Raw genomic sequence first — 21,782 nt, 5'->3', positions numbered from 1 at the left:
GGATATAGAAACCAAATCAGCCCAGCGGGTTCATCAAGACATAGCTTCCGCTTTGTTACCGGCGTCCCCAAACAGGAACGGCGCGGCCCCGATTAGAGCCGGCACAGCGCAGTGAAGCATCCAGAGCACTCCCACGAGCAAGACCATTGGGTGTGTCACGAAGTGCGGGAGTGAGTGATCCATCCAAACCTGAACAGCAACGCTCCAGGGCAACAGAACCGCGATCGCGGCGGCCATGATCTCTGCCGGTGCCAGGGCCACAATGAGGCGCTCGCGAACGCTTCCGCCCACCGCGCGAGACCACCAGGCACCCAACGCTGCGATGGCGGCAACTAGCAATAACCAGTTCCAATAGTACGGGTAGTAACTTCCCAGGACCTTTACAGCTCGCGGATGCCGAATGAAACCGACAATCAACCACTCCGACGCGTAAGCGAGAAATCCCACCGTAAATGCAGGAAGCCACAGCCTGCGAAATCGTTCTCTCATTCCATTCTCCTTTGCCTGCTCAATTCCTTTCAGCAAACGCCTGGGACTGCCGAACTGCGAGAATGCCCGCTCATGTGCTGTGTACCTGTCGAGACCTTCGGCGCAATATTCCGCCACCAACATTTCCAGGTGATTCGTTATTTCGTCAATTACCTCTTCGTAGTCGGCACGTTCCAAACGGAGAGCTTGCAATTGTTTCCGCACATACTTCTCGATCTCGCTCATCGCGCACCTTCTGAGCAAACATCCGCGAGGCCACCAAGGCGATCGAGCGCATCAAAGAAGCGTCTCCATTGGTTGCGTAACGGCACGAGTTGCTTCTTTCCCTCGCGCGTCAGCTTGTAGCAGCGCCGACGCCGTCCGGCATCGCTCTCCTGCCAAGAAGCCGCTACCCAGCCGCGCTTCTCCATGCGATACAGCAAAGGGTAGAGTGAAGCCACGTCAAACTTCAGCACTCCGCCGGTTTCCTGCTCCACGCGTTTAGCGATTTCGTATCCGTGCATCGCGCCGCGTTCCAGCAGGCTCAGGACTGCAAGTTCGGCGCTACCGCGTTTCACGTTCGCATCGATCATCTCGAGGCTCCCATATACTGCGTTCCTATATATGCCGAGCCTGTATAGCAGGCAAGTTACGAAGGTCGCGACCGCCGGGTAATCGGGCAAACAAAAAACCCAGGTCCACTCGGACTTGGGTTTTCAAATTAGCTTCTCTGTGACTCTGTCTTTGCGGGGTGAATTGGCCTTACTGGCTCACGGCTTTGCTTTGCCTTGCCGCGATGATCTTGCGGGAATTATCCGCGAGTTCCTTCGCCTTGGGCAGGAGTTCAACGGCTTTCGAAATGTCCGGGTCGCATTGTGCGCGAGCCAGCCGGCTCTGCGTTTCGCCCAACTGGTCCAGCAGGACCTCGGACTTGACGTTGCAGGTCACCCAGTCCTTATCTTGCTGAAGTTCTGCCTCGGTGAAGTTAACGCCCTTGGTATCGAGGAATTTGCGGAAATCGAGCAGAACGTTGTCGTCGACCTGGAAATTGCGATCGACCTGGTGATTCACCACGTAGCGGCGAGCGAAATCAAAGAACGCGTAATGCTCGAGCAGGTCGTCCTCGAAGCGATCGTTCTTAATCGGCGGGATCTTGACGTCGGGAGTGATACCGCCTCCGCCGTACACGGTGCGACCGGATTCGGTCTGGCGAACCTCGCGGTTGGCGTCGTTCGAGTTATCGGTGCCGCCGTGGGTGTAGTAGTCGTAGAGGTTCACGCCGGTGTAGTCGCGCTGGATGAGGCGTCCGCTCGGGGTGTAGTACTTTGCCGTAGTCAGAGCCAGGCCGGTGTCCTCGCTCAGCGGGTACACGCTCTGAACGAGGCCTTTGCCGAAGGTAATTTCTCCGGCAATCAACGCGCGATCGTGATCCTGCAGGGCACCGGTCACGATCTCTGCCGCCGAAGCGGTGCCGCGGTTGACGAGCACCACGATTGGGAAGCTCTTGCCGCCGTTCCCCTTCGCGGCGCGGTAAACACGCTCCGGAGAGTTGCGTCCGTGGTGACTGACGACGACAGCACCTTGCGGCAGGAAATCGCCCGCCACGGCTACACCTTCATTTACCAGTCCGCCGGGGTTGCCGCGCAGATCCAGGATCAGGCCCTTGATATCGCCGAAGGACTTCAGCGCAGAGTCGACTTCCTGCGAGGTCGTTTCCATGAAACTCGAAATGTGAATGTATCCCACGCCCGGAGCAATCATGTAGTGCAGGTCGACGGAGGGCCGTGGAATCTCATCGCGAACCACGGTCAGCGCCAGCGGGTGATCTAGCCCATCGCGTGAAACCGTCAAATCAACCGGGGTACCCTTGGGTCCTTTCAGGGTGTCCGCAACCTGATCGCTCGTCATCTTCGCGGCGGACTTCCCGCCTACGGACACGATCACGTCTCCGGGATGAATGCCAGCCTTGAAAGCCGGTGTATTCTCGAAGACCTGCATGATCGTCATCTGGTTACGGAAAAGGCCGATCTGCATTCCTACGCCGTAGTAGCGGCCCTGCTGATCCTCGCGCATCTGGCGGAAAGCTTTAGGGTCGAAAAAGCTCGAGTGCGGATCCAGCACACGCAACATGCCGGGGATCGCGCCATTGTAGACGGCCTTATCGGAATCTACCGGCTCGGCGTAGTTCTGCTCGACGATGCTGAACACGTCGGCGAACTTTTTAAGGCTTTCAATCGCGGCAGGATCGTCAGGTGGCGAAGACTGCGAATTACGTTGTTGGGCGAACAGGGCTACAGCACAAAGCAGGATTGCAAGAATAGCGCCTGAAAGAAAGGCATAAACTCGACGGGTACGACCGCGCATTCTCCTCACCAACCGGCCTCCGGTTGGGACCGGTGGGCCAAAAGCAGATTATGAACAGGGTACCCGTATTTGACGCTTCGTGGAACAAAAAAGAAGCGCAATTCGTTTCCGAATCGCGCCCCAAATGGGTGATACCTGTTTGCTATACGTTTTCCTTTTTATGGCAATCCATGCACTTGGTCGGAGCCTTCTTTCCGGCCGCCACTTCCTTCTTATGGCAGTCGATGCAGGTGCCCGCAGTAGCCGTCGGGTTGTGGAAAGCCGCCTGCAACTTGGTCTTCATCGGGGCCGCCGCCACCTTGGTGTGACAGTCGGTACAGGCTTCCTGGGCTGACTTGGCAGCCTTCTCAGGCTTAGCTGCATGATGGCAGGTGTCGCACTTCGCCCCGGCGTGAGCCTTGTGGTCAAATTTGACGCCGCCCATTGGGGCTCCCTTCAGGATGACTGGGTTTGCAGGAGCCTTCTGCGCGAGGGCGGATGCGCCCAGCAGGAGCACGCAAAGGCAAAGCAATAAAGACATTACGGACCGATTCTTCACGAAGCCTCCATAACAGAACAGAACTATCTTTCGAAGATGAACTGCGGCGGCCCCAACGCGCCGCCGGCGGTCAGACTTCGGCCGTCGAGAATAGTGTCAACAAGCTAAACGGGGACCGCTGTTGCCGGCGTCACGTCGGAGAGTGACAAAGCCAAGCAGCTGGGGTTGGACTCTGATGCCGGCAAACAACACCCAGGTTCGGCTTTTGGACACTGCGAGGTGTCCCGAAGCGTACTGCCACTCTGTTTACCACCGCTTCTAAGTCAATCATATTAAGCAGGTTAATAGATGATATGAGTCGCCCGCTCAATTGATTGCGGGTGCATTGTTCTGCCTGCGAGGGTGCAGTTGAATGGCCTCGGTTTCAGCAGTTTGTCGAAGGAGACCGTAATGCCAACTATGGTTCAGGCTGCAACATTCCGACCAGCGAACCGCGTTTTGGAGAGCGTCCTTGCTCCGGCCGAGCGGCGGGCTTTGCGATGGTTCGCTTCGCACATGCCCGGTTGGGTCAATTCCGACCACCTGACGATTCTGGGAGCCTTGGGGATGATTGGCGCCGGCTTCGCTTACTGGGCAGCAAGCCGCGAGCCCCGTGCTCTAATTTTGGTTTGTGTATTGCTTGGCCTCAACTGGTTCGGAGATAGCCTCGATGGCACCCTGGCCCGTTACCGAGACCAGCAGCGGCCGCGCTACGGCTTCTATGTCGACCACGTTATTGATTGTGTGGGCGCCCTTTTCCTGCTTGGCGGGCTCGCGTTGTCGGGATACATGCACCCGTGGGTCGCGATCGGGTTGCTGCTCGCCTACAACCTGCTCGCGATGGAGAGCTACCTCGCCAGCTACACGATCGGCGAGTTTCGGCTGACGCACTTCCTCTTTGGTCCGACCGAACTTCGCGTCCTCCTCATTATCGGGAACCTATACCTGCTTTACAGACCGACGGTCCATTTCCTCGGCAGGACGATGCGGTTGTTCGACATCGGTGGGGTCGTCGGGATTGCGGGAATGCTCTTCATCTTTACGCTTACGACGATTCGAAACACGGCAAAGCTTTACCGCGAGGAGACGCGATGAAAACGTTTTTGCGCTGGCTGAAGTTCAACTTGATCGGGATCGTTGGGGTTGGAGTGCAACTCCTCTTCTTGCACCTGCTGGTGAGAGCCGATGTCGCCTATCTGGCAGCCACGGCGCTCGCAGTCGAAGCCGCCGTGTTGCATAACTTCGCATGGCACCAGAGATACACCTGGGCGGATCGCCCCACCGACAACCTGCCAGCTGTCATGGGACGCCTGGTCCGCTTTCACTTGTCGAATGGAACTGTTTCGATTGTCGGTAACGTCCTGCTGATGCGTTGGCTCGTGGGCGGCCTGCATGTGGAGGTTTTGCCGGCGAACTTCGGAGCCATACTTGTTTGTTCTTTAGTCAATTTCCTGCTTGGCGACAGGTTTGTGTTTCGGAATCAAGCGTGCCACGCGTAACGGCGACATCCAACCTGATCTCGACTACTTCTTCAGTCTTGCTTGCCAATCGAGGAGAACGACTGCGCGCGTTCCGTTGTCGCGTGCGCCTGTGGTACTGAGCAGGAAGTGTTTACCGTCCGGAGTCGCGTCCCACGGCGCTGCGAAGAATGAAGTCGCGCTCAAACCGGGGGCTTTGAACAGTTCGTGCGCGGGCCCGGCATCCACTGTACGAGCGGTTTCTGTCACCGGCATTTCCATGACGGCGCCGTCCGGGGCAAGATAGTAGATGTGCTTTGCGTCGTGACCCCAGCGCGAAAAGAGGGCCCCATCGGTTGTAAGTTGCTGTTTTCCCCCGTTCGCGAGCGAGGTGACGTAGAGTTCGTATCGTCCTGTCTCGGTGGTGTGATAGAGGACCCACTTCTCGTCTGGAGAAAAGCTCGCTTCATGCACTCCTGCAGGGCCCGGCACGAGCACTCGCGGCGTGCCGAGCGGTTTCAGCGGCAGGACCCACGTCGTGCTCACGACCGACCCCGTTGGCTGGTGAAACAGCAGGTAATCTCCGTGAGGGGAGAGATTGCTTACGTGGACTGAGTTGTGCGATTGCAACAGCACCTCAGGCTTCCCCGAACCGTCTGCCGCCTGACGAAGCAACTCGCCTTCGTTGCCTTTACCGCCGCTGTAGTAGATCATTCGACCGTCCGGGGACCACGCCATTCCTTCCGGAGTCGAATCGAAAGTGAGACGGACGCGCGTGCCTTTCTCGAGGTCAACGATCCAGATGTTGAAAGGCGGGCCTCCGGCGAGAATGGCCGCCCTGTGTCCGTCGGGAGAAATTCGAACGTCGAGAACGTGGTCTGCCTGCGCGAATGAGTGTTCCGTTTTCCCATCGCGACCAACCACGAGGAGTTGGCTGTTCTTGAACTCCGAGCCCGGTTGGTAAACGGCGACACCATTGCCGGTGGCGTCGAACGCGGCGTACCACGTTGATGTGCTGTAAGCGACACCGTCGATGAGACCGATGGTCTCGCCACTCAAAGTCCCGTTCGACGGATCGAATTTACGCGCCATTACTGATCCACTCTGAACCCATAGCAGATGGCCATAAGCGAAGGTGGCATTCGAGTCCGCCGGAACCAGAAAACGATTCGCTTTTCCATCCAGCGACGCGAAGTAGATTCCATGAACCGCGCTGGCATAAGGATCGGAGTGGTTGGTGCCGAGGTATACCAAATGCTTACCGTCGGGCAGAATGTGCGGCCAGCGATTCGTCGTATTGCCTTTAGCACGCGGCACGATCTCGGTCGCGGTGGAACCTGGGCTGGCAGAGACGCGAAAAATCCCGCTGGTGATATCTGGCGCGAACAGGATGGTATTGTCGGGCGCCCAGGTCCCGCCACGCGGTCGCGGAGCATCGCAGATATCCAGCACCGGTCCCCCGGAAACGGCAACTCGCCGCAACTTGCTGGCACTGAAAAAGCCTATGGATTTACCGTCTGGTGACCAGAATGGATATTCCGCACCTTCGGTCCCGGGAATTGGGACAGACCGAGATGAATTCAGCGGACGCACGTAGAGCTGCGTGACATCGTGCTCATCGACGGCAACGAAGGCAATGTTTTTCCCGTCACCGGAAAGCACTACTGGACCGGAGGCATCATCGGCAGTCAGGGTGAAGCGGTGATTTTCGGGAGGAAGAAGATAGGCCTCGATGGCAAATGGGGCCGAGGCCTGTTCTCGAAGAATGCCGAACAACAACCCAGCGCATAACAACACGAGTACACCGGTGGCGCCGGCCCACAGCCAATTTGTCTTTCGTGCGGGCTGTCCGACAGAGGTGCCTTCGGGCAACAGCCATTCGAGTTGTAGTTTCAGATCGCGAGCGCATTGAAAGCGTTGTTCGGGATCCTTCGTCAGACAACCGGCTACGACCCGGTCGAGCGAAGCCGGCAAAGCGCCACGGAGAGAACTGACGGCCGGCGGCTCATCTTCCAGAATCGAGGACATCACCTTCAGTTGCGTTTTGCCTTCGAAGGCGCGCCTGCCGGCCACCATCTCGTATAGAACGCAACCGAAGCTGAAGATGTCGCTGCGCGCATCCGCTTCCGCGCCTTGCAGGACTTCCGGTGCAAGGTATTGGAACGTTCCGACGATTGAGCCCTTCTGCGTAAGTGGCGACGACGCTGAAGTCAGCGAGGCCAGGTTCATGGTTGGGGTGGATGGAGTAATTGGCCCGATGGCGCCGCCAGTTGCTGCCGCCATCATCGGCTTCGCTAAACCGAAATCCATCAGTTTCGCGCCCGATTTCGTCAGCATGATGTTTCCCGGCTTTAGATCGCGATGGATGATTCCCTGCCGATGCGCCTTGTCCAAAGCATCCGTAATATCAGTGGCAATCTTCAGTGCTTCTTGTAGCGGCAATGAACCTTTGTTCAATCTCTCTGCCAGAGTCTGCCCTTCCAGGTACTCCATCACCAGGAAGTCGATGCCGTCCTGTGAGCCGACGTCATAGAGCGTGCAGATATGGGGATGCTGCAAAGATGAGATTGCCTTTGCCTCGCGTTCGAAGCGCTGTTTGAGTTCCGCACTGGACGAAAGATCGGAAGGGAGAACCTTGATCGCGACCGTTCGATCCAGTCGCGTGTCGCGTGCACGATAGACTTCGCCCATGCCGCCGGCGCCGGCGGCGGCAAGGATTTCATACGGTCCTAACTTGCGACCTGATTCGAGTGCCATCCAGAAGGTGACGCATTATAGCCCTGTGCGCACACATATAGCACCTGCAAATTTGAGGACTTCCTGCAGGTATTGGCTGCGCTTTTACTCCTCTACTCCGTGCAGCCTGCTCATTTCTTCGTAGAGAAACCTTCGCCGCGGTAGGGCTGGACCCAGTTGCCATTTATGACGAACTGGGGAATGGCGCATTTGCCGGTAAGGCGCACGACCTCTTCGGCAGCGCCGGGCACCGATTCAATGTCGATCTCTTTGTACGCGATCTTGTGCTTCTCGAGAAAGTGCTTCGTAAGCGTGAACAAGAAACAACGTTCGCCCGTCATTTCTGCAACCCCTAAGCAATACATATCGTCTTACGATATAATTAGTGTGGATGCCATATAAATGCAGACGACTGAACACCTCGATTACCACGCCCTGTCCGAGTTCCGGTACCAGATCCGGCGTTTTCTTCACTTCAGCGAAATGGCTGCCCGGGCCGCCGGGATCGAGCCCAAGCAGCACCAGCTTTTGCTGGCAATGAAGGGGCTCCCTGCAGACCTGCGTCCTACCGTGCGGAACCTTGCTGAGCGCATGCAGCTCAAGCATCACAGCGCAGTGGAACTCATCGATCGGCTCGAGCGCTCCGGGCTCGTCGCCCGGCATCGCGCCGAAAGAGACCGCCGCGAAGTCCTGGTTCAGCTTCTCCCGAAGGGTGAACGCCTCCTGCGAGCACTGTCACTGCATCACCAGAACGAGTTGAGGAACAGCGGCCCCAAACTGGCCCAAACGCTTCGGCGTCTGATCTCTCGTCCGGCGATGAAGGCACCCGTGCAATCAACGAATGCTCGAACCGCGTCAGCGACCAGAAAGTAAGAACCATGAATTGGCCTTTTACAGCTAAAGACCCTGATTCCGCAGCAGTCGCCCCGGGGTCCGAACCCGGATTCCGGCTGGCACTGATCTCGTTCCTTGCCGCAGGAATTGGCATTCTCGCAGGTGTCATCGCATATCTGCTGTACGACTTGATCGCTTTTATCTCCAATCTGGTTTTCTATCACCGCCTGAGCATTCAGTTTGTCGGGTTGCGCAACAACGTTTTGGGATATTGGGTCATTATCGTACCCGCAATTGGCGGCCTGATCGTCGGCCTCATGTCGAAATACGGGTCAAGAAAGATCCGGGGTCATGGCATTCCCGAAGCGATGGAAGCTGTGCTGATCAACCGCAGTCGAATTGAGCCGAAGGTCGCGATCCTGAAGCCAATCTCGGCGGCTATCGCCATCGGCACTGGTGGACCGTTCGGTGCTGAAGGACCAATCATTCAGACTGGCGGAGCCTTCGGTTCCATCATCGGCCAGATCTTCCACACCACGGCAGCAGAACGCAAGGTTCTGCTCGCCTGCGGAGCAGGTGCAGGGATGGCCGCGACCTTCAGCACCCCTATTGCCGGGGTCATTCTCGCGATCGAACTCCTGCTGTTCGAATTCAAGTCGCGCTCCTTCATCCCACTGGTAATATCGAGCACTCTCGCCACCAGCGTGCACCTGCTGCTGATGGGGCGCGGTCCAATGTTCGCCGTGGGACAAGTAGATTTTGGTATTCCAAAATCCATTCCCTTCTATCTCATTCTCGGCGTGCTTTGCGGTCTTGCCGCTGTGGGCTTCACAAAGCTGCTTTACTGGGTGGAGGATCAGTTCGACAAACTGCCTTTCGAAGACACCTGGTGGCCTGCACTTGGAGGCCTCGCTCTAGGAGTGATCGGCCTCTTCGTACCTCGCGTGCTTGGCGTTGGGTACGACACGATCTCCGATATCCTCGCCGCGCGTTTGGTCTGGCAGACCTTGATGCTCATCATGATCTTCAAGTCGATCGCGCTCGTGGTGTCGCTGGGATCCGGAACCTCAGGTGGACTGCTGGCGCCAATGTTCATGGCATCGGCCGCCATGGGTGGCCTGTACGCCATGGGAGTAAACCACCTGGTCCCCGGCCTTGCGCTCGCTCCCGGAGCGTTTGCGCTGGTCGCCATGGGCGCTGTTTTCGGCGCTGCTTCTCGGGCCACCTTCACCTTCATTATTTTTGCGTTTGAAATCACGCGCGACTACAACTCGGTTCTGCCGCTCATGCTGGTCGCAGTCATCGCCGATGGGATCGCCATCATGCTGCAGGGCGATGTCTCGATCATGACCGAGAAACTCACGCGCCGCGGACTTCGCATTCAGACCGATTTCGAGCCGGATGTGCTGCGCGGCGTTGCCGTCGCGGAAACCATGTCGCACGAGGTCATCACAATTCCAGCGACCATGACCATCGGCGAATTGGGGAGCCGTATCGCGTCGCATGACCCAGTGCTTACACGACGTCAGGCACTTCCGATCGTTGACGGGCACGACAACCTGGTCGGGATCATCACCCGCGGCGATTTGATCCGTGCTCTCGAAAACAACCCCGAGGGAACGCAAACGGTCCTTGAAGCTGGCTCCAGTCCGGCGGTCGCGGCCTACCCTGACGAGTCGCTTTACGATGCTGCCGCACGCATGCTGCAAAAGAAAGTTGGACGTTTGCCGGTGGTGGACCGACTCAATCCCACGCACCTGGTTGGCTATCTGGGACGCTCCGAGATACTGTCAGCACGTAGTCGCTTGCTTGAGGAAGAGCACGTGCGCGAAAAGGGTTGGTGGCCTAGAAAACCCTCTCGCGAACGGGTGGGATAGAAACGCAATAAACGAAAGCCCCATCGCGAAAAACGCGACAGGGCTCAACAACGCGACCCGCATTACTGATATCGCTCGCCCCAGGCGTCCGCACATCCCGCCTTGAGGAAAGTTCCCGAGGGATCGAAAAACTTCACCTTCGCGTCATTGACGATGAAGTGGTCGGGCTTGTCGATGACGATTGTCTGATCGATTCGTTGCGTCATTGTCAGTACCTCATTAGACGTTATGAACGCCATTGACGACGCCGAGTAGGTCCCGTCCGACTGAGCAGACCAGATTCCGTGTCCCGGGCCACGGAACAATGGATAGAACATCGCATTGGCCGTATCTTCAACGAGCGTTCCGCCTTGCGCGAATGTAAGCAGCGACTGGAATGGGCTGCCGATTTTTGTTGTGCTGTTGCATACGTGCAGTTGGACCGTCACTCGCCACGTCCCTGCCAAGCCATTACCGGCCGCAGATTCCTCCGACTGCGCGTGCGCGAGCGATGAGGTCGCGACCAGCGCCCCAGCCAATAGATAAACTGCCATCCGGCCAGCAGTTCGAAATACCTTGAACTCTGTTCTCATACCCTGCTCCTGTTCTCCTTGTGGCTCGCTACTGCGGCCCCACAAGACGCATACTCGCACCCCCTCTTCCGCGGAACCATGGATAGAGGCTGAAACTAATCTGAAGTTTTTGTGTAGGACGGAAACGTGAGAGAATTCCGGGCACGCCCGTATGACCGCCTCCAGCACTCCATCGACGGTCCGTTTCGGTGACTTTGAACTGGATTTCGGCGCCTATGCCCTGCGCTGTAAAGGGCAAACGATACGGCTCGAGCGCCGGCCGATGGACCTGTTATTGCTCTTAGTCGAGCGCCGGAATCAGCTCGTCTCCCGCGAAGAAATCGTCGCTCGGCTCTGGGGAAACAAAGTCTTCGTCGATGTTGAGATGGGCGTGAACACCGCCATCCGAAAAGTGCGCCAGGCACTCCAGGATTCTCCGACCTCTCCGCAATTCATTGAGACGGTCTCGGGCAAGGGGTACCGCTTCATCGCTCCCCTCGCCGCCGATGGCATAAAGAAACGGGAATCTCAGCCGTCGTCCCGTGTCATGCTGGCAGTGTTGCCTTTTCAAAACTTGTCAAAGGATCCCGCCCAGGAATATTTCAGCGACGGCATGACCGAAGAGACCATAGGCTATCTCGGCTGCGTGAGTCCGGAACGCATGGGAGTGATTGCCCGAACTACCAGCATGGCCTATAAGGGCACGTCGAAAACCATCCGCGAGATCGGTAATGAGCTTGGAGTCGATTATGTGCTGGAGAGCAGCGTGCGACTGGAGAAGAACCGAGCTCGGATTACATCACAGCTGATTCGCGTTGCAGACCAGACGCACATCTGGGCGGAAACCTACGATCGTGAGCTGACCGGCATCCTTTCGATCCAAAGCGAGCTAGGTACGGCCATCGCCCGTCACGTGCAGCTCCATCTCTCGCCCGGTCGCCTGAATGCGCTGGAGCACCGTCAAACCTCCAACGTCGAAGCGTACGATCTTTACCTTCGTGGACGATATTTCTGGAACCAGCTCTCACCAGCCACCACGCGAAAGGCCATGGAGTTTTATAGGCGCGCGACCGAACTGGACCCGAATTATGCCCTCGCGTGGTCGGGAATTGCCGACGCCTATTCGACCGGGCCCATCAGTGGAGATGCGTCCCCCCTGGAGATATGGGAACGAGTTCACGACGCTGTGGCTCATGCCGTTGCTTCCGGCCCGAACCTGCCCGAATGTCAGACTTCCCTTGGGTTCATGAAGTTCTGGATAGATTGGGATTGGAAGGCCGCGGAGGATGCGTTTCGAAGATCCATGGAGTTTGACCCGAGCTACCCGCTGGCCTATCGATTGCTGGGTATTGTTCTCGCCCACATGGGTGGACGATCCGATGAAGCTGGAGCGGCGATTCGTCGCGCGCGCGAGATCGATCCGCTAAATGCCGCGACGATTGCGCTCTCTTCGCAGGTGGCCTTCGCGGCACGCGACTACCTCTCTGCGGTGAACTTTGCCGAACAAGCCATCGCGACCGACCCCGAGTTCTGGATCGGATACATGCAACTGGGCCAGGCGCTAGAGCAGACAGGTCAACCCGAACGCGCGATCGAAGCTCTGAATTCTGCCGGGAGATTGAGCGGAGGGAACAGCAAGCCGGTGTCGCTGCGTGGCTACATTCTCGCCACGGTTGGAAAAGAGCATGAGGCCCGCGACGTCTTAGATGCCCTGCACGCGGTCGCCCGCGAGAAGTACGTCCCGCCGTATGCAATGGCGTTGGTCCATGCGGGCCTGCACGAGCGTGACGCGGCAGTGGACTGGCTCGAGCGGGCCTATGACACCCACGACGTACATTTGCTCTTTCCCGTCTTTGATCCCAAATGGGATTCGTATCGGAACGAACCCCGGTTCAAAGCCCTCATCGATCGATGTGGGTTTATGAAGAAATCATCGAACACTCAGGTATAACTTGCAGCATGACAGCCGATGAGATCAAACGAACTCTGCACTTGATTCCCCATCCCGAGGGCGGATCCTACATTCAAACCTACAAGTCAGCAGACTCCATACCCGCCGAAACGCTCGGTGGCTGCTACGGTGGTCCACGTTCGGCCTCAACTGCTATCTATTACCTGCTGGAGCCCGGCACATTCTCTGAGATCCATCGGCTGCGGTCTGACGAAATATTCCATTTCTACCTTGGTGACGCGGTCGAAATGCTGCAACTTTGGCCTGATGGCAGCTCGCGCGCGGTTCGGTTAGGAAACGATCTGACGGCCGGACAGCGCCCACAAGTCGTTGTTCCGAGGGATGTTTGGCAGGGCTCGCGGCTGGTTGAGGGCGGGCGCTTCGCGCTGCTCGGGTGCACCGTAGCTCCAGGCTTCGAGTTCGCCGATTATGAATCCGGCCAACGAGAGCCTTTGATCGCTAAGTACCCATCCCAGCAGGAACTTATAACAACGCTGACACGGCGGTAACTCAACTCATACGATTTCTATCCTTATTTCATGGCACAATATGGCGGGGGGGGTGACTTCTGCCCGGTCTAAACGTCTGACTCACTGATGCTCGAGCCAATCCAATTCGAGCGTGGCATATCGCCTCCAGCTGTCTTCCTGACGGTGTTTGTGCACGTGCTCGCGTTGCTGTTCCTCACGTTCCGACCGGAACCGCAATTGCTTGAGCCCTCGGCGGCTTTGCGAGGTAATGGCGGCACGACAAACACACACTTCGTCCTGATTGCGCCCGGATCGAGTGTGATCGATTCTCCAATCGCCAAAGTGAGTGAGTCCGAGCACGCCCTTCAAGCGCGAAAGCATAAAAAACCCGATCAAGCGAGCCTTGAGCCGAAACCCGCAATGGCTTCCAGCGATCTAAAACCCGGAATGCCTGGATTCATACTGGGCTCACTGGCGAACGGGCTGCCGAGCGATCATGACGTTCGGGTGGCGCTTCCAGTCATTGCCCCAGATCCGCCCATTCTTCGCAACAAGTTGCCGGACTGGCTCCGTGGCGACGTCATCATCGAAGTTACCATCGACGAACAGGGGAATGTGGTCAGGACGAAGGTACTGAAGACAGTGGGCTTCGGGATCGAGGAGATCGTGACGGCAACTCTTCGTCAATGGCGATTTACTCCCGCGAAGGTGGATGGCATTTCCGTCGCCTCGCGTCAGGATGTCTATTTCCACTTCCCGAGCTAGAATTCTTCACCTCGGTCTCGGTTCCCTTTCCCTCGCAACTGCCCCATTTGTGTCATGCGAACCGAGAGTTACCTTTTCATATTACTTGCGTACTTTGACCCTCTCCAACGCATCGGTTACTTTGGCAGCATGACCAGTCAAATGCCAGCCGCAACAGGGATGGCTGCGGCTCTGGAAAAGCTGGAAGACGTGGTTGCCGTCGAAAGTTGTACGGTTGAGCAGGTTTGCTACGAACTGTCCCGCATCTTCCGCGTCAGGACGCAGGAAGTCGCCCTCTTACAGGTGCAGCGCTCTATGCTGAAGTTCCTCCATCCAGCCGAACTTCGCTCCGCGGGCGCGATTCCTTTAAGTTCATCGGCGATCGCAGCACGCACCGCGAGCGGTCGCCGCGCGGATTACTACAACAACTTCGCCTCAGTACAGCACAGCAGCGTGTTCGAAACCGTGAAGATGCGAGCCTCGGACCTGCCCACTAGCGAAATGGATCCGCAGACCATCTACAAACTGATGTCCGCTCCCGTGATGGGCGCATGCAACAAGGTGGCAGGCGTGATTCAGATTTCGCGCAAGGGCTTTGAGTTGGTTACCTCAGGACCTGACTTCACTTCGGAAGATCTGGAACACCTGAAGGCAGCAGCCAAGATCATCGGGATATTTCTTGCACGGCTTTCCTGATCACTTTCTCCATCGCAATTTGACCGTTCGGACATATCCCTTTGCGCATTGCGTGATTCGGGACAATCGTGAAAAATGACCTCCGGGACCTATTCTGTGATGAGACGGCTTGATGGACTTGAGGAATTGCTGAACAGCGTCAACTGTTCCATGACGCAGGTTTGTTCTGAACTTGCCGGAATCTTCGACGTTGGCACCACGGAGATTGGCCTCCTTAGTCTGGACGGGCACGATCTTCGGTTCGTTTTTCCCCCAGAACTGCAGGTTGCAGGGAGTATTCCCCTGTCGAGTTCCGCGATTGCCGCCCAGACTGCCGTCAGCAAACTCCCTGAAGTGTTCAATCAGTTCGCCACGGTACCTCACCACAATGTGTTCGAAAGCGTGAAGCTCCATGGGTCCCGAGAGATCGAATCGCCTCTGCCGATCCAGAAGATGATGTCCGCACCGATCTTGAATGAATGGAATGAGACTTTGGGTGTCCTGCAAGTATCGCGTAAAGGCGCCACCCCTGCCGCTGCGGGTTGCGACTTCAACAGCGACGATCTTGAAACCCTGGAGCGTGCCGCCCGCCGCATTGCATTCTTGCTTCCCGAGATCCTCTCATCAAGGCAAAAGAACACCACCGTTAAGCTTCGTTTCTCCAATACGAATGTTCTGAAAAAGAAAGCTTAATTTCTCTTGCCAACATCGAATGTAGCGAAGGAGCACTGCATGCCCAGGTCCGTCTTTGACGAGAAGCGTCGAGAATTGGAACTTCACGAACTGCAAATGGGAGTGTCGCGCGGAAGGCTCGCCGTATCTCTCGACATCCTCACCGACGCTCTGACTCTCGTCGGCCAGCACGGCGTCTATTGCCAGAGCGCGCGCCAGCCTGGCAAACCTGCCATGGACATCCAGATCATCGTCAACGAGCTCTCGTCTGCAAAAGAACTCGTTTCGTCTGTCATGGAACAACTGCGGCGCGAACAACAGCCGTGATCGTTGAATGGCTGTTGGTTCCTTGTCTTCTGATCTTCCGATGTCCCGCTCTTCTGATTGTTACAATGTATTCCGCACTTTGAGTGTGTTCCGCAATTTGAAGTGACGGAGGATCTATGCGCAAATCAGCCGTGTTGTTCCTTGTAGTTCTCTTTTGTACTTCGCTGGTCGTTGCCCAGCAGAAAGCACCGCTTCTCAGCCCGAGAAAATCCGCCGAGCACACCTTCGCGACTGGCAAGAAGGTAACGATAGATTACGGTGCGCCTTCCATCCGCGGCCGCAAGGTTATGGGCGGCCTGGTTCCTTATGGGAAGATCTGGCGTACTGGCGCCAACGAGGCGACAGGATTCGTCACCGATACGGACCTGATGGTCGGCGGAACCAGGGTTCCCGCCGGCAAGTACACAATCTACACTCTGCCCGGCGAAAACAATTGGCAGCTCATCATCAATAAGCAAACAGGACAGTGGGGCACCGAATATAGCCAGGCGCAGGATCTCGCACGTATTCCGATGAAAGTCGAATCGCTTGACTCTCCGGTCGAGCAGATGACCTTCTCGTTTGAAAAGACTGGTCCTGATTCCGCAAACCTCGTTCTCGAGTGGGAGAAAACGGAACTAAGCGTCCCCTTGAAAGAAGCGAAATAGACATTGAAGGTGCCCCATCCCGGTTCGCCTTGCCAGGCTGGGGCCTTTCTCTTTACGCCGCTTGCGCGAACTTCAGTTTCCCCAGGATGCTCTCAACGACCTGCAATCTCCCACGGAGCATCTGCTTGTAGTCGCGATGATCCGTGCGAGCGATATCGCGAAGCAGCGTCTCCTGGTGTAATTGCATTACTTCGTTTACCAGGTCCAATTCCTGATCTGTGAGTTCGATCCTCATAAACGCCTCCAGGACGGAGCGTTTTCGGGCCAAGTTGGCCTGTGAAGGGTTCCGCTAAACGCGACTATAGCGCTGCAGCAAAGCAGTTGCAATGACAGGTGGGCAACCCGGGAGTGACGAATCTCAAAGCTTTCGATTTCCTCACTCTACGCTGCGTATCCGCTACTTCCCTCTTACTCTCGGCACGGGCGGAAAACCCTTATTGGCCGCATCGAACAGTGGGATTAGTTTTTCCCGCCGCGGGGTTCCATCACTGATGGCAAAGTATTTATCCGCGCCGCTGGGAGTCTTACCCCAGAGCGTTACTCCGGCGTACGCTCCGTCCTTGCGAAGCACGTAATACTGCATGTCCATGTATTCAAGTTTCTTCTTGTTGCTTTCGAAGTTGCGGACGATCCGTTTCAGTGCGTCTAAACCGGCTTCTTCCGGCGTCATGCCACGTCGCATGTTCTCCACGATCGTGTGCCCGCCGCAGACCTTGATATTTTCTTCGCCGTTGCCGGTCGCTCCGGCCGCGCCCACGTCCTGATCGCAATAGCAACCCGCCCCGATGATCGGTGAATCACCCACGCGGCCCGGGATTTTCCACGCCAGACCGCTCGTCGTAGTGGCGCTCGATATCTCTCCTTTCTCATTTAGCGCCGAACAATTGATGGTTCCCGTCGGAGGATTGAGCACTTTGTTGATGGCTATCTCCCGGTCTTCGGGTGCGATTCCCAACTGCTCGGCCAGCTTCTCCATCTGGGCCATTCGCCGATCCCAGTACTCCTGTGCCGACTGGTCTTCCTCCGGAAACCTGTAGTCCGGCGAGGCCAGCCCGGGTCCCCACCAGTCCTGAGTGGACATGGTTTCCTTCCACAGCAGCCAGATCTTACGGGTGTCATCGGTCAGGAGATTCTCCTTCGGAAACCCGTGCGCATACCCGAATCGCTCCGCGCCTTCCGCAACCAGCATGACGTGGCCCGTGTGCTCCATGACCGTCTTTGCGAGCAAAGAAGCGTTCTTGATGTTACGAACTGCCCCGACAGAGCCTGCAAGTCGCGTGGGACCATGCATGCAACACGAATCAAGTTCCACCACGCCTTCTTCGTTTGGCAACCCACCGAGTCCGACGCTCGTGTCTTTCGGATCGTCCTCGGGCCCACGAATCACTTCCATCACCGCGTCGAGCGTATCGCCGCCCCGCTGCAGCACAGCGAAACCGCGCTCGAGGTAATTAAACCCGTTCGCGGCGGAGATGATGATCGGCTTCTTGCGCACGCTGTTACTGGGATTTGGAGCGCGGGATTGTGCGGCGAGCGGGAGGTTGAGACCATCGATTCCGAGAGCGGCAGAAGTTGCAGCGGCAGTGGCAATGAAATCGCGCCGGGAGAATTTCAAGCGAGCCTCCAATGGGTTAACCGAGAGAGGCTCGAAGAATAACAAAGAGATCTGGCCCGTGAACAGCCAATGGTGGATCGTCAGAAACAAAGGGCGCGGCTGACAACCGCGCCCACGAACTACAATTCGCGATTTACGAAATTTATCCGGCCTGTTTCATCGCCGTGTTCTGATCCGCGCGGAAGCGGAGCAGCGCGGCGATGTGCCCAGCCTTTTCAAACTCCGCATGATTTGCGATGTACATCACTTCGACGCCGTTCCGGTAAGCTTGCCCGACAATTGCGCCGCCGATGTCGTCCATCTCGTGCACCGGTTGAGCGCACATCGCGCAAGTATCCGTAACACGCATGTCGATGTGTCCGCAGTTCCGGCATTCGTACCCAGGGGCCTTAAAATGACCGCCGAGTAACAGGACCTGTGCCTCGCCGCTCTCGAGCGACCGCAGCACATGACGTAACCCGACAGCGCCGCGCGAATTCCGGTGAGCCTGGCCGATCACTTGGCGTACCATTCGTTCCCGGCGTTCGCCAAGATGTTCGTTGAGGATGCGCTCGACATGTTCTTTCACTTGTTCCGCCGTGGCCGTCGCCGGGTCAATGCGGAACCGCCCGAGCAGATTGTTAAGGAGGTAGCTGTGCAGCACGCCCTCGATTTCGGCCGACTGCTCGTCTCGACAACCTACAACAAGCACTTTGAATACTCCACGCTCATAGAGGTCGAGCAGATTTTCCGCGACAAATTTATAGTGCTGTTTGGCGTCATTGGACACTCTGCGCTCGGCGTGGCCCGCGTCATAGCCTCCCCATCCATCGGAGCGCCCGCGGCGCGGTAACTCGTTGAAGAAGTCACCCACTTCCTCAATCTGTTCGTCCTGGTAACGAAAGAGCCTCGCTTTGGTTCGATCGATGAGACAGGCGCACACAGATGGCACACTCTCCAGTACCGTCGCGAGTGGCCTCAGGTGAAAGCGCCGATTCACGATCAGCCGCGTGCCGGGTAACCAGGCCGGAATGTCGAATTCCTGCCAAATGCCCTGGCTATGATCAGCGAAGATTGCTTTCCCTCGCCTTCCATTTCCGTGTAGCGACTCCGCTATCTCCAGAATGCGCTGCAGATCTCTGCGCGCGCATTCATTCTTGCCTCCTTCTTTTTCTGCTTCGCGCAACGCCTCCCGAACCAGGTCTTTGACCAGGATCGTCTCTTCCCGGTGCGACTGGTTCTTCGGTGCCGCCGGCTGGTAGTAAAACGTGATTGCACAATTGGATGGGGACTCGAATGCTGCCAACTCACGGATCTTATCTCTCGTGATCATTCTTTTAACTTCTCCTGGCTTGCATTATGAGGATCGATTGGAAAGAGCTATGCCCCGCCATGTTGCTGAACGACACGGCGGGTGTGTTTAGGTCAGGCAGACTTCGTCTGCTCGACCAGCTTGTCTTTGAGCTTGTTTGTGGAGGGGAAACTTTTCTTAAGGTGGTCTCGTGCCGAGGCGATGGATACCCGCACTTCCTCCGGCGTTCGATTGGCAATTACCGCAATTTCTTTCATAGTGAATCCCTCCATCGTGAACAGGATGAAGGCTTCCCGATCTTCGTGCGACACGGTCCGGAGTGCCAACTCTACCATCGCAACCATCTCATCACGGACGGCAATATCCTCCGGTGTCGCCAGCCGCAGGTCGGGGATCAGGTTTTCGTTCGTAAATGTCTCATCCGGCTGATGGAACTGCATTTGTGGCTCGTCATGGCCTTCGCCGGCCTTTCGCAACCGCGCGGGCCGCATCTGCGATTCGAGTGGTACCGCCGTCGTGTCCTGGCGTGTCTGGTTCGCCAGCCGATCCATCGAACTCAGCGCCAGCCTGTACAGCCATGGTTCCAGCGAAACCTTCTCTGGCCGGTGATTTCCGTCATCGAGTGCGTGTGAGATAGCTTCGTCCAGAACTTCCTCGGGTGAGATCTGCCCTTCGCGCAGCCGTCCCGTCGCCTCGCGATAGCGCAGTTCGCGTTCGACAAACCTCTGCAAACTCGGCAAGCTCAGGTTCACATAGGCGGCGACATCCTGGACCGAAACCTTCTCCGGCTTCACTGCGGCGATAGTGTCTTCAAACGGAACCTGCGGCACTGGGCCCGAACGCAATCCGCTCTTCGCCCTCGGCCACTTATACTCGCTCCGCAGCCGATCCTTGTGCTTCGTAAGCTGCTCCACGAGATTCTCGAATGCCAGCTTGATCGCGGGTACCGGATGATCCGCCACACCCTGAGCCGCCATTTGTCCTGACGGGAGTCGCAGGTTCAGCGCAACGACGGTTCCACCTTTTGCACCCTCATCAACGGTGCCGTTCAGCGACACCAATTCCGGGCGGAAAAACTGGAGGCGTTTACGCAGTTTTTGGATTTGCTGTTCAACCGCTTTTTCGAGGTCGGGAGTCTTGGAGAGTTTGTACGAAAAATGAAGGATCATGCGCGAGCCTCGGTCAGGGATCCAGATCCAACCCCCGGCTGCTCATTCCTATTTGTGTGAATTTTACACCTGTATCACAAGAAGCACGCGGAATTAAAACAGTTGCTTGCGTCACAGGAGGGCAATTCTCTAACCAAAGTCAGAGGACAGAAGACAAAAGGCAGAACGTAGAATCCTGTTCTGCCTTCACTTTTCGCTTGATTTTTTTCTACCCGGGCCCTCTCCTCTGCCTTTACACGGCCACCGTGAACGTCGTCTCATCTCGCGTTACTGGCCGATATAGGGTATCGCGTTCCACGGGAACCCTTCCGGCCTCGGTGATCAACCGGATCAGGTCCTTGCGACGGAGTCCCTGCGGAGTCGTCGCTCCCGCATCGTGGTAAATTTTCTCTTCCACCACGGTGCCATCCAGATCGTCTGCCCCAAAGCGCAGTGCAATCTGCGCGATCTTCGGCGTGAGCATCTGCCAGTACGCTTTGATGTGCGGGAAGTTGTCCAGCATCAATCGCGCAATCGCGATCTGCTTCAGGTCCAGCATCCCTGTGGTTTTCGGCAGATGCTGCAAGGGCGTATTGTCGGGGTGGAATGCCAGCCCAATGTACGTCTGAAACCCGTGTGTCTCGTCCTGCAGCGCCCGAAGTTTCAGCAGGTGGTCAATTCGGTCCTCATCGTTTTCAATGTGTCCGTACAGCATCGTCGCATTCGACTTGAGACCAACCTGGTGCGCGATCCGTGCTGTCTCGAGCCACTCGTTCCCGTCAATCTTGTGGTCGCAAATGATCGAGCGCACCCGGTCGGAAAAGATTTCCGCCCCACCGCCCGGCATTGAATCCACGCCGGCCTCCTTCAACTTCAGCAGCACATCCCGAATCGACATCTTGTAGAGCTTCGCAAAGAACGCGATCTCCACCATCGTGAACGCCTTGATGTGCACCTTCGGAAACCGCTCGTGCAGCCCCTTCACGAGATCGAGGAAGTACTGGAACGGCAGGTCGGGATGGAGTCCGCCGACGATATGAAATTCCGTTACCGCCTCGGTATAGCCGCTGGCCGCAGACTCGAACGCCTCTTCGAGCGCCATGGTGTACGCGCCCGCCACATCCTTCTTGCGCCCAAACGCACACAGGCGGCAGGCAGCAATGCAGACGTTGGTGTGATTGATGTGCCGGTTGACATTGAAGTACGCAACATTGCCCCACATGCGCTCGCGCACAGAATTCGCCAGCCATCCAACGGCCAGAATGTCGCCTGTCCTGTACAGGGTCAGCCCATCCTCTTCGCTGAGCCGCTCTTCGGCCTTCACCTTCTCTGCAATAGGCAGCAACCGCGGATCGTCGGTCTGAAACGGGTGCCGCTCCGCCGTGACTGGATACTGAACTTCAGACATACAAAGATGATACAGCATTGATATTATGGG

The 21,782-nt window shown here is 57.0% G+C and carries 23 protein-coding genes; 11 read left to right on the top strand and 12 right to left on the bottom strand.

Annotated features, from left to right (window positions below):
* Nucleotides 1-33: 33 nt before the first annotated feature.
* From ROO76_09950 to ROO76_09935, 4 genes are all read right to left on the bottom strand, one after another.
* Nucleotides 34-714 carry a permease prefix domain 1-containing protein gene (locus ROO76_09950; protein ID MDT8068473.1) on the bottom strand — a complete coding sequence of 227 codons (681 nt, stop codon included), beginning with the start codon at nt 712-714 and terminating at the stop codon, nt 34-36.
* Nucleotides 711-1,061 (bottom strand): PadR family transcriptional regulator, encoded by a 351-nt coding sequence (locus ROO76_09945; protein MDT8068472.1) that lies wholly within the window; start codon nt 1,059-1,061, stop codon nt 711-713. Before ROO76_09945 ends, ROO76_09950 begins: the two co-directional genes overlap by 4 nt.
* Nucleotides 1,062-1,230: 169 nt before the next feature.
* Nucleotides 1,231-2,832, bottom strand: a complete 1,602-nt coding sequence (locus ROO76_09940; protein MDT8068471.1) for a S41 family peptidase — start codon at nt 2,830-2,832, stop codon at nt 1,231-1,233.
* Between the two features lie 142 nt (nt 2,833-2,974).
* Nucleotides 2,975-3,370: a cytochrome c3 family protein gene (locus ROO76_09935; GenBank protein MDT8068470.1), complete on the bottom strand. Its 396-nt coding sequence runs from the start codon at nt 3,368-3,370 to the stop codon at nt 2,975-2,977.
* Between the two features lie 390 nt (nt 3,371-3,760).
* Here ROO76_09935 and ROO76_09930 point away from each other — a divergent pair, with 390 nt between their 5' ends.
* Both ROO76_09930 and ROO76_09925 read left to right on the top strand, forming a co-directional pair.
* Complete coding sequence (locus ROO76_09930) at nt 3,761-4,444, top strand: CDP-alcohol phosphatidyltransferase family protein (GenBank protein ID MDT8068469.1); 684 nt, start codon at nt 3,761-3,763, stop codon at nt 4,442-4,444.
* Nucleotides 4,441-4,848, top strand: a complete 408-nt coding sequence (locus tag ROO76_09925) for a GtrA family protein (GenBank protein ID MDT8068468.1) — start codon at nt 4,441-4,443, stop codon at nt 4,846-4,848. Before ROO76_09930 ends, ROO76_09925 begins: the two co-directional genes overlap by 4 nt.
* Before the next feature lie 24 nt (nt 4,849-4,872).
* On the opposite strand, the gene ROO76_09920 is transcribed toward ROO76_09925, so the two are convergent.
* Nucleotides 4,873-7,563 carry a protein kinase gene (locus ROO76_09920; GenBank protein ID MDT8068467.1) on the bottom strand — a complete coding sequence of 897 codons (2,691 nt, stop codon included), beginning with the start codon at nt 7,561-7,563 and terminating at the stop codon, nt 4,873-4,875.
* A 110-nt stretch (nt 7,564-7,673) separates the two neighbouring features.
* On the bottom strand, nt 7,674-7,883 hold the full coding sequence (locus tag ROO76_09915; protein ID MDT8068466.1) for a glutaredoxin family protein: 210 nt from the start codon (nt 7,881-7,883) through the stop codon (nt 7,674-7,676).
* A 61-nt stretch (nt 7,884-7,944) separates the two neighbouring features.
* Here ROO76_09915 and ROO76_09910 point away from each other — a divergent pair, with 61 nt between their 5' ends.
* Nucleotides 7,945-8,415 carry a MarR family transcriptional regulator gene (locus ROO76_09910; protein ID MDT8068465.1) on the top strand — a complete coding sequence of 157 codons (471 nt, stop codon included), beginning with the start codon at nt 7,945-7,947 and terminating at the stop codon, nt 8,413-8,415.
* A gap of 5 nt (nt 8,416-8,420) precedes the next feature.
* The gene (locus ROO76_09905) at nt 8,421-10,253 is read left to right on the top strand and encodes a chloride channel protein (protein ID MDT8068464.1); all 1,833 of its coding nucleotides are present in this window, start codon (nt 8,421-8,423) and stop codon (nt 10,251-10,253) included.
* Nucleotides 10,254-10,315: 62 nt separating this feature from the next.
* Here the strand turns inward: ROO76_09905 and ROO76_09900 are convergent, their stop codons facing one another.
* On the bottom strand, nt 10,316-10,825 hold the full coding sequence (locus tag ROO76_09900) for a hypothetical protein (protein ID MDT8068463.1): 510 nt from the start codon (nt 10,823-10,825) through the stop codon (nt 10,316-10,318).
* Between the two features lie 151 nt (nt 10,826-10,976).
* Between ROO76_09900 and ROO76_09895 the strand changes: the two genes are divergently transcribed.
* The 7 genes from ROO76_09895 (at nt 10,977) to ROO76_09865 (ending at nt 16,290) form a co-directional block, all read left to right on the top strand.
* Nucleotides 10,977-12,755 (top strand): winged helix-turn-helix domain-containing protein, encoded by a 1,779-nt coding sequence (locus ROO76_09895; GenBank protein ID MDT8068462.1) that lies wholly within the window; start codon nt 10,977-10,979, stop codon nt 12,753-12,755.
* 8 nt (nt 12,756-12,763) lie between these two features.
* The gene (locus tag ROO76_09890; GenBank protein ID MDT8068461.1) at nt 12,764-13,264 is read left to right on the top strand and encodes a cupin domain-containing protein; all 501 of its coding nucleotides are present in this window, start codon (nt 12,764-12,766) and stop codon (nt 13,262-13,264) included.
* Between the two features lie 87 nt (nt 13,265-13,351).
* Nucleotides 13,352-13,990 carry an energy transducer TonB gene (locus ROO76_09885; protein MDT8068460.1) on the top strand — a complete coding sequence of 213 codons (639 nt, stop codon included), beginning with the start codon at nt 13,352-13,354 and terminating at the stop codon, nt 13,988-13,990.
* Between the two features lie 141 nt (nt 13,991-14,131).
* The gene (locus tag ROO76_09880) at nt 14,132-14,665 is read left to right on the top strand and encodes a hypothetical protein (GenBank protein MDT8068459.1); all 534 of its coding nucleotides are present in this window, start codon (nt 14,132-14,134) and stop codon (nt 14,663-14,665) included.
* A 99-nt stretch (nt 14,666-14,764) separates the two neighbouring features.
* Nucleotides 14,765-15,337, top strand: coding sequence for a GAF domain-containing protein (locus ROO76_09875; protein MDT8068458.1), 573 nt, complete (start codon nt 14,765-14,767; stop codon nt 15,335-15,337).
* Between the two features lie 39 nt (nt 15,338-15,376).
* The gene (locus tag ROO76_09870; protein MDT8068457.1) at nt 15,377-15,643 is read left to right on the top strand and encodes a hypothetical protein; all 267 of its coding nucleotides are present in this window, start codon (nt 15,377-15,379) and stop codon (nt 15,641-15,643) included.
* Nucleotides 15,644-15,759: 116 nt separating this feature from the next.
* Nucleotides 15,760-16,290, top strand: coding sequence for a DUF2911 domain-containing protein (locus tag ROO76_09865; protein MDT8068456.1), 531 nt, complete (start codon nt 15,760-15,762; stop codon nt 16,288-16,290).
* Between the two features lie 52 nt (nt 16,291-16,342).
* On the opposite strand, the gene ROO76_09860 is transcribed toward ROO76_09865, so the two are convergent.
* From ROO76_09860 to mqnE, 5 genes are all read right to left on the bottom strand, one after another.
* A complete protein-coding gene (locus tag ROO76_09860) occupies nt 16,343-16,525 on the bottom strand; it encodes a hypothetical protein (protein ID MDT8068455.1) in 183 nt (60 codons plus the stop codon).
* Nucleotides 16,526-16,687: 162 nt separating this feature from the next.
* On the bottom strand, nt 16,688-17,905 hold the full coding sequence (locus ROO76_09855; protein MDT8068454.1) for a N(4)-(beta-N-acetylglucosaminyl)-L-asparaginase: 1,218 nt from the start codon (nt 17,903-17,905) through the stop codon (nt 16,688-16,690).
* Nucleotides 17,906-18,047: 142 nt separating this feature from the next.
* A complete protein-coding gene (locus tag ROO76_09850) occupies nt 18,048-19,217 on the bottom strand; it encodes a hypothetical protein (protein MDT8068453.1) in 1,170 nt (389 codons plus the stop codon).
* A 92-nt stretch (nt 19,218-19,309) separates the two neighbouring features.
* A complete protein-coding gene (locus tag ROO76_09845) occupies nt 19,310-20,365 on the bottom strand; it encodes an HPF/RaiA family ribosome-associated protein (protein MDT8068452.1) in 1,056 nt (351 codons plus the stop codon).
* 232 nt (nt 20,366-20,597) lie between these two features.
* On the bottom strand, nt 20,598-21,752 hold the full coding sequence (gene mqnE / locus ROO76_09840; GenBank protein MDT8068451.1) for an aminofutalosine synthase MqnE: 1,155 nt from the start codon (nt 21,750-21,752) through the stop codon (nt 20,598-20,600).
* Between the last annotated feature and the right edge of the window lie 30 nt (nt 21,753-21,782).

The sequence above is a fragment of the Terriglobia bacterium genome, assembly GCA_032252755.1.
GTDB lineage: Bacteria > Acidobacteriota > Terriglobia > Terriglobales > Acidobacteriaceae > JAVUPY01.
The sequence above is the reverse complement of the archived record's forward strand: the minus strand, read 5'-3'. Positions and strand labels throughout refer to the sequence as shown.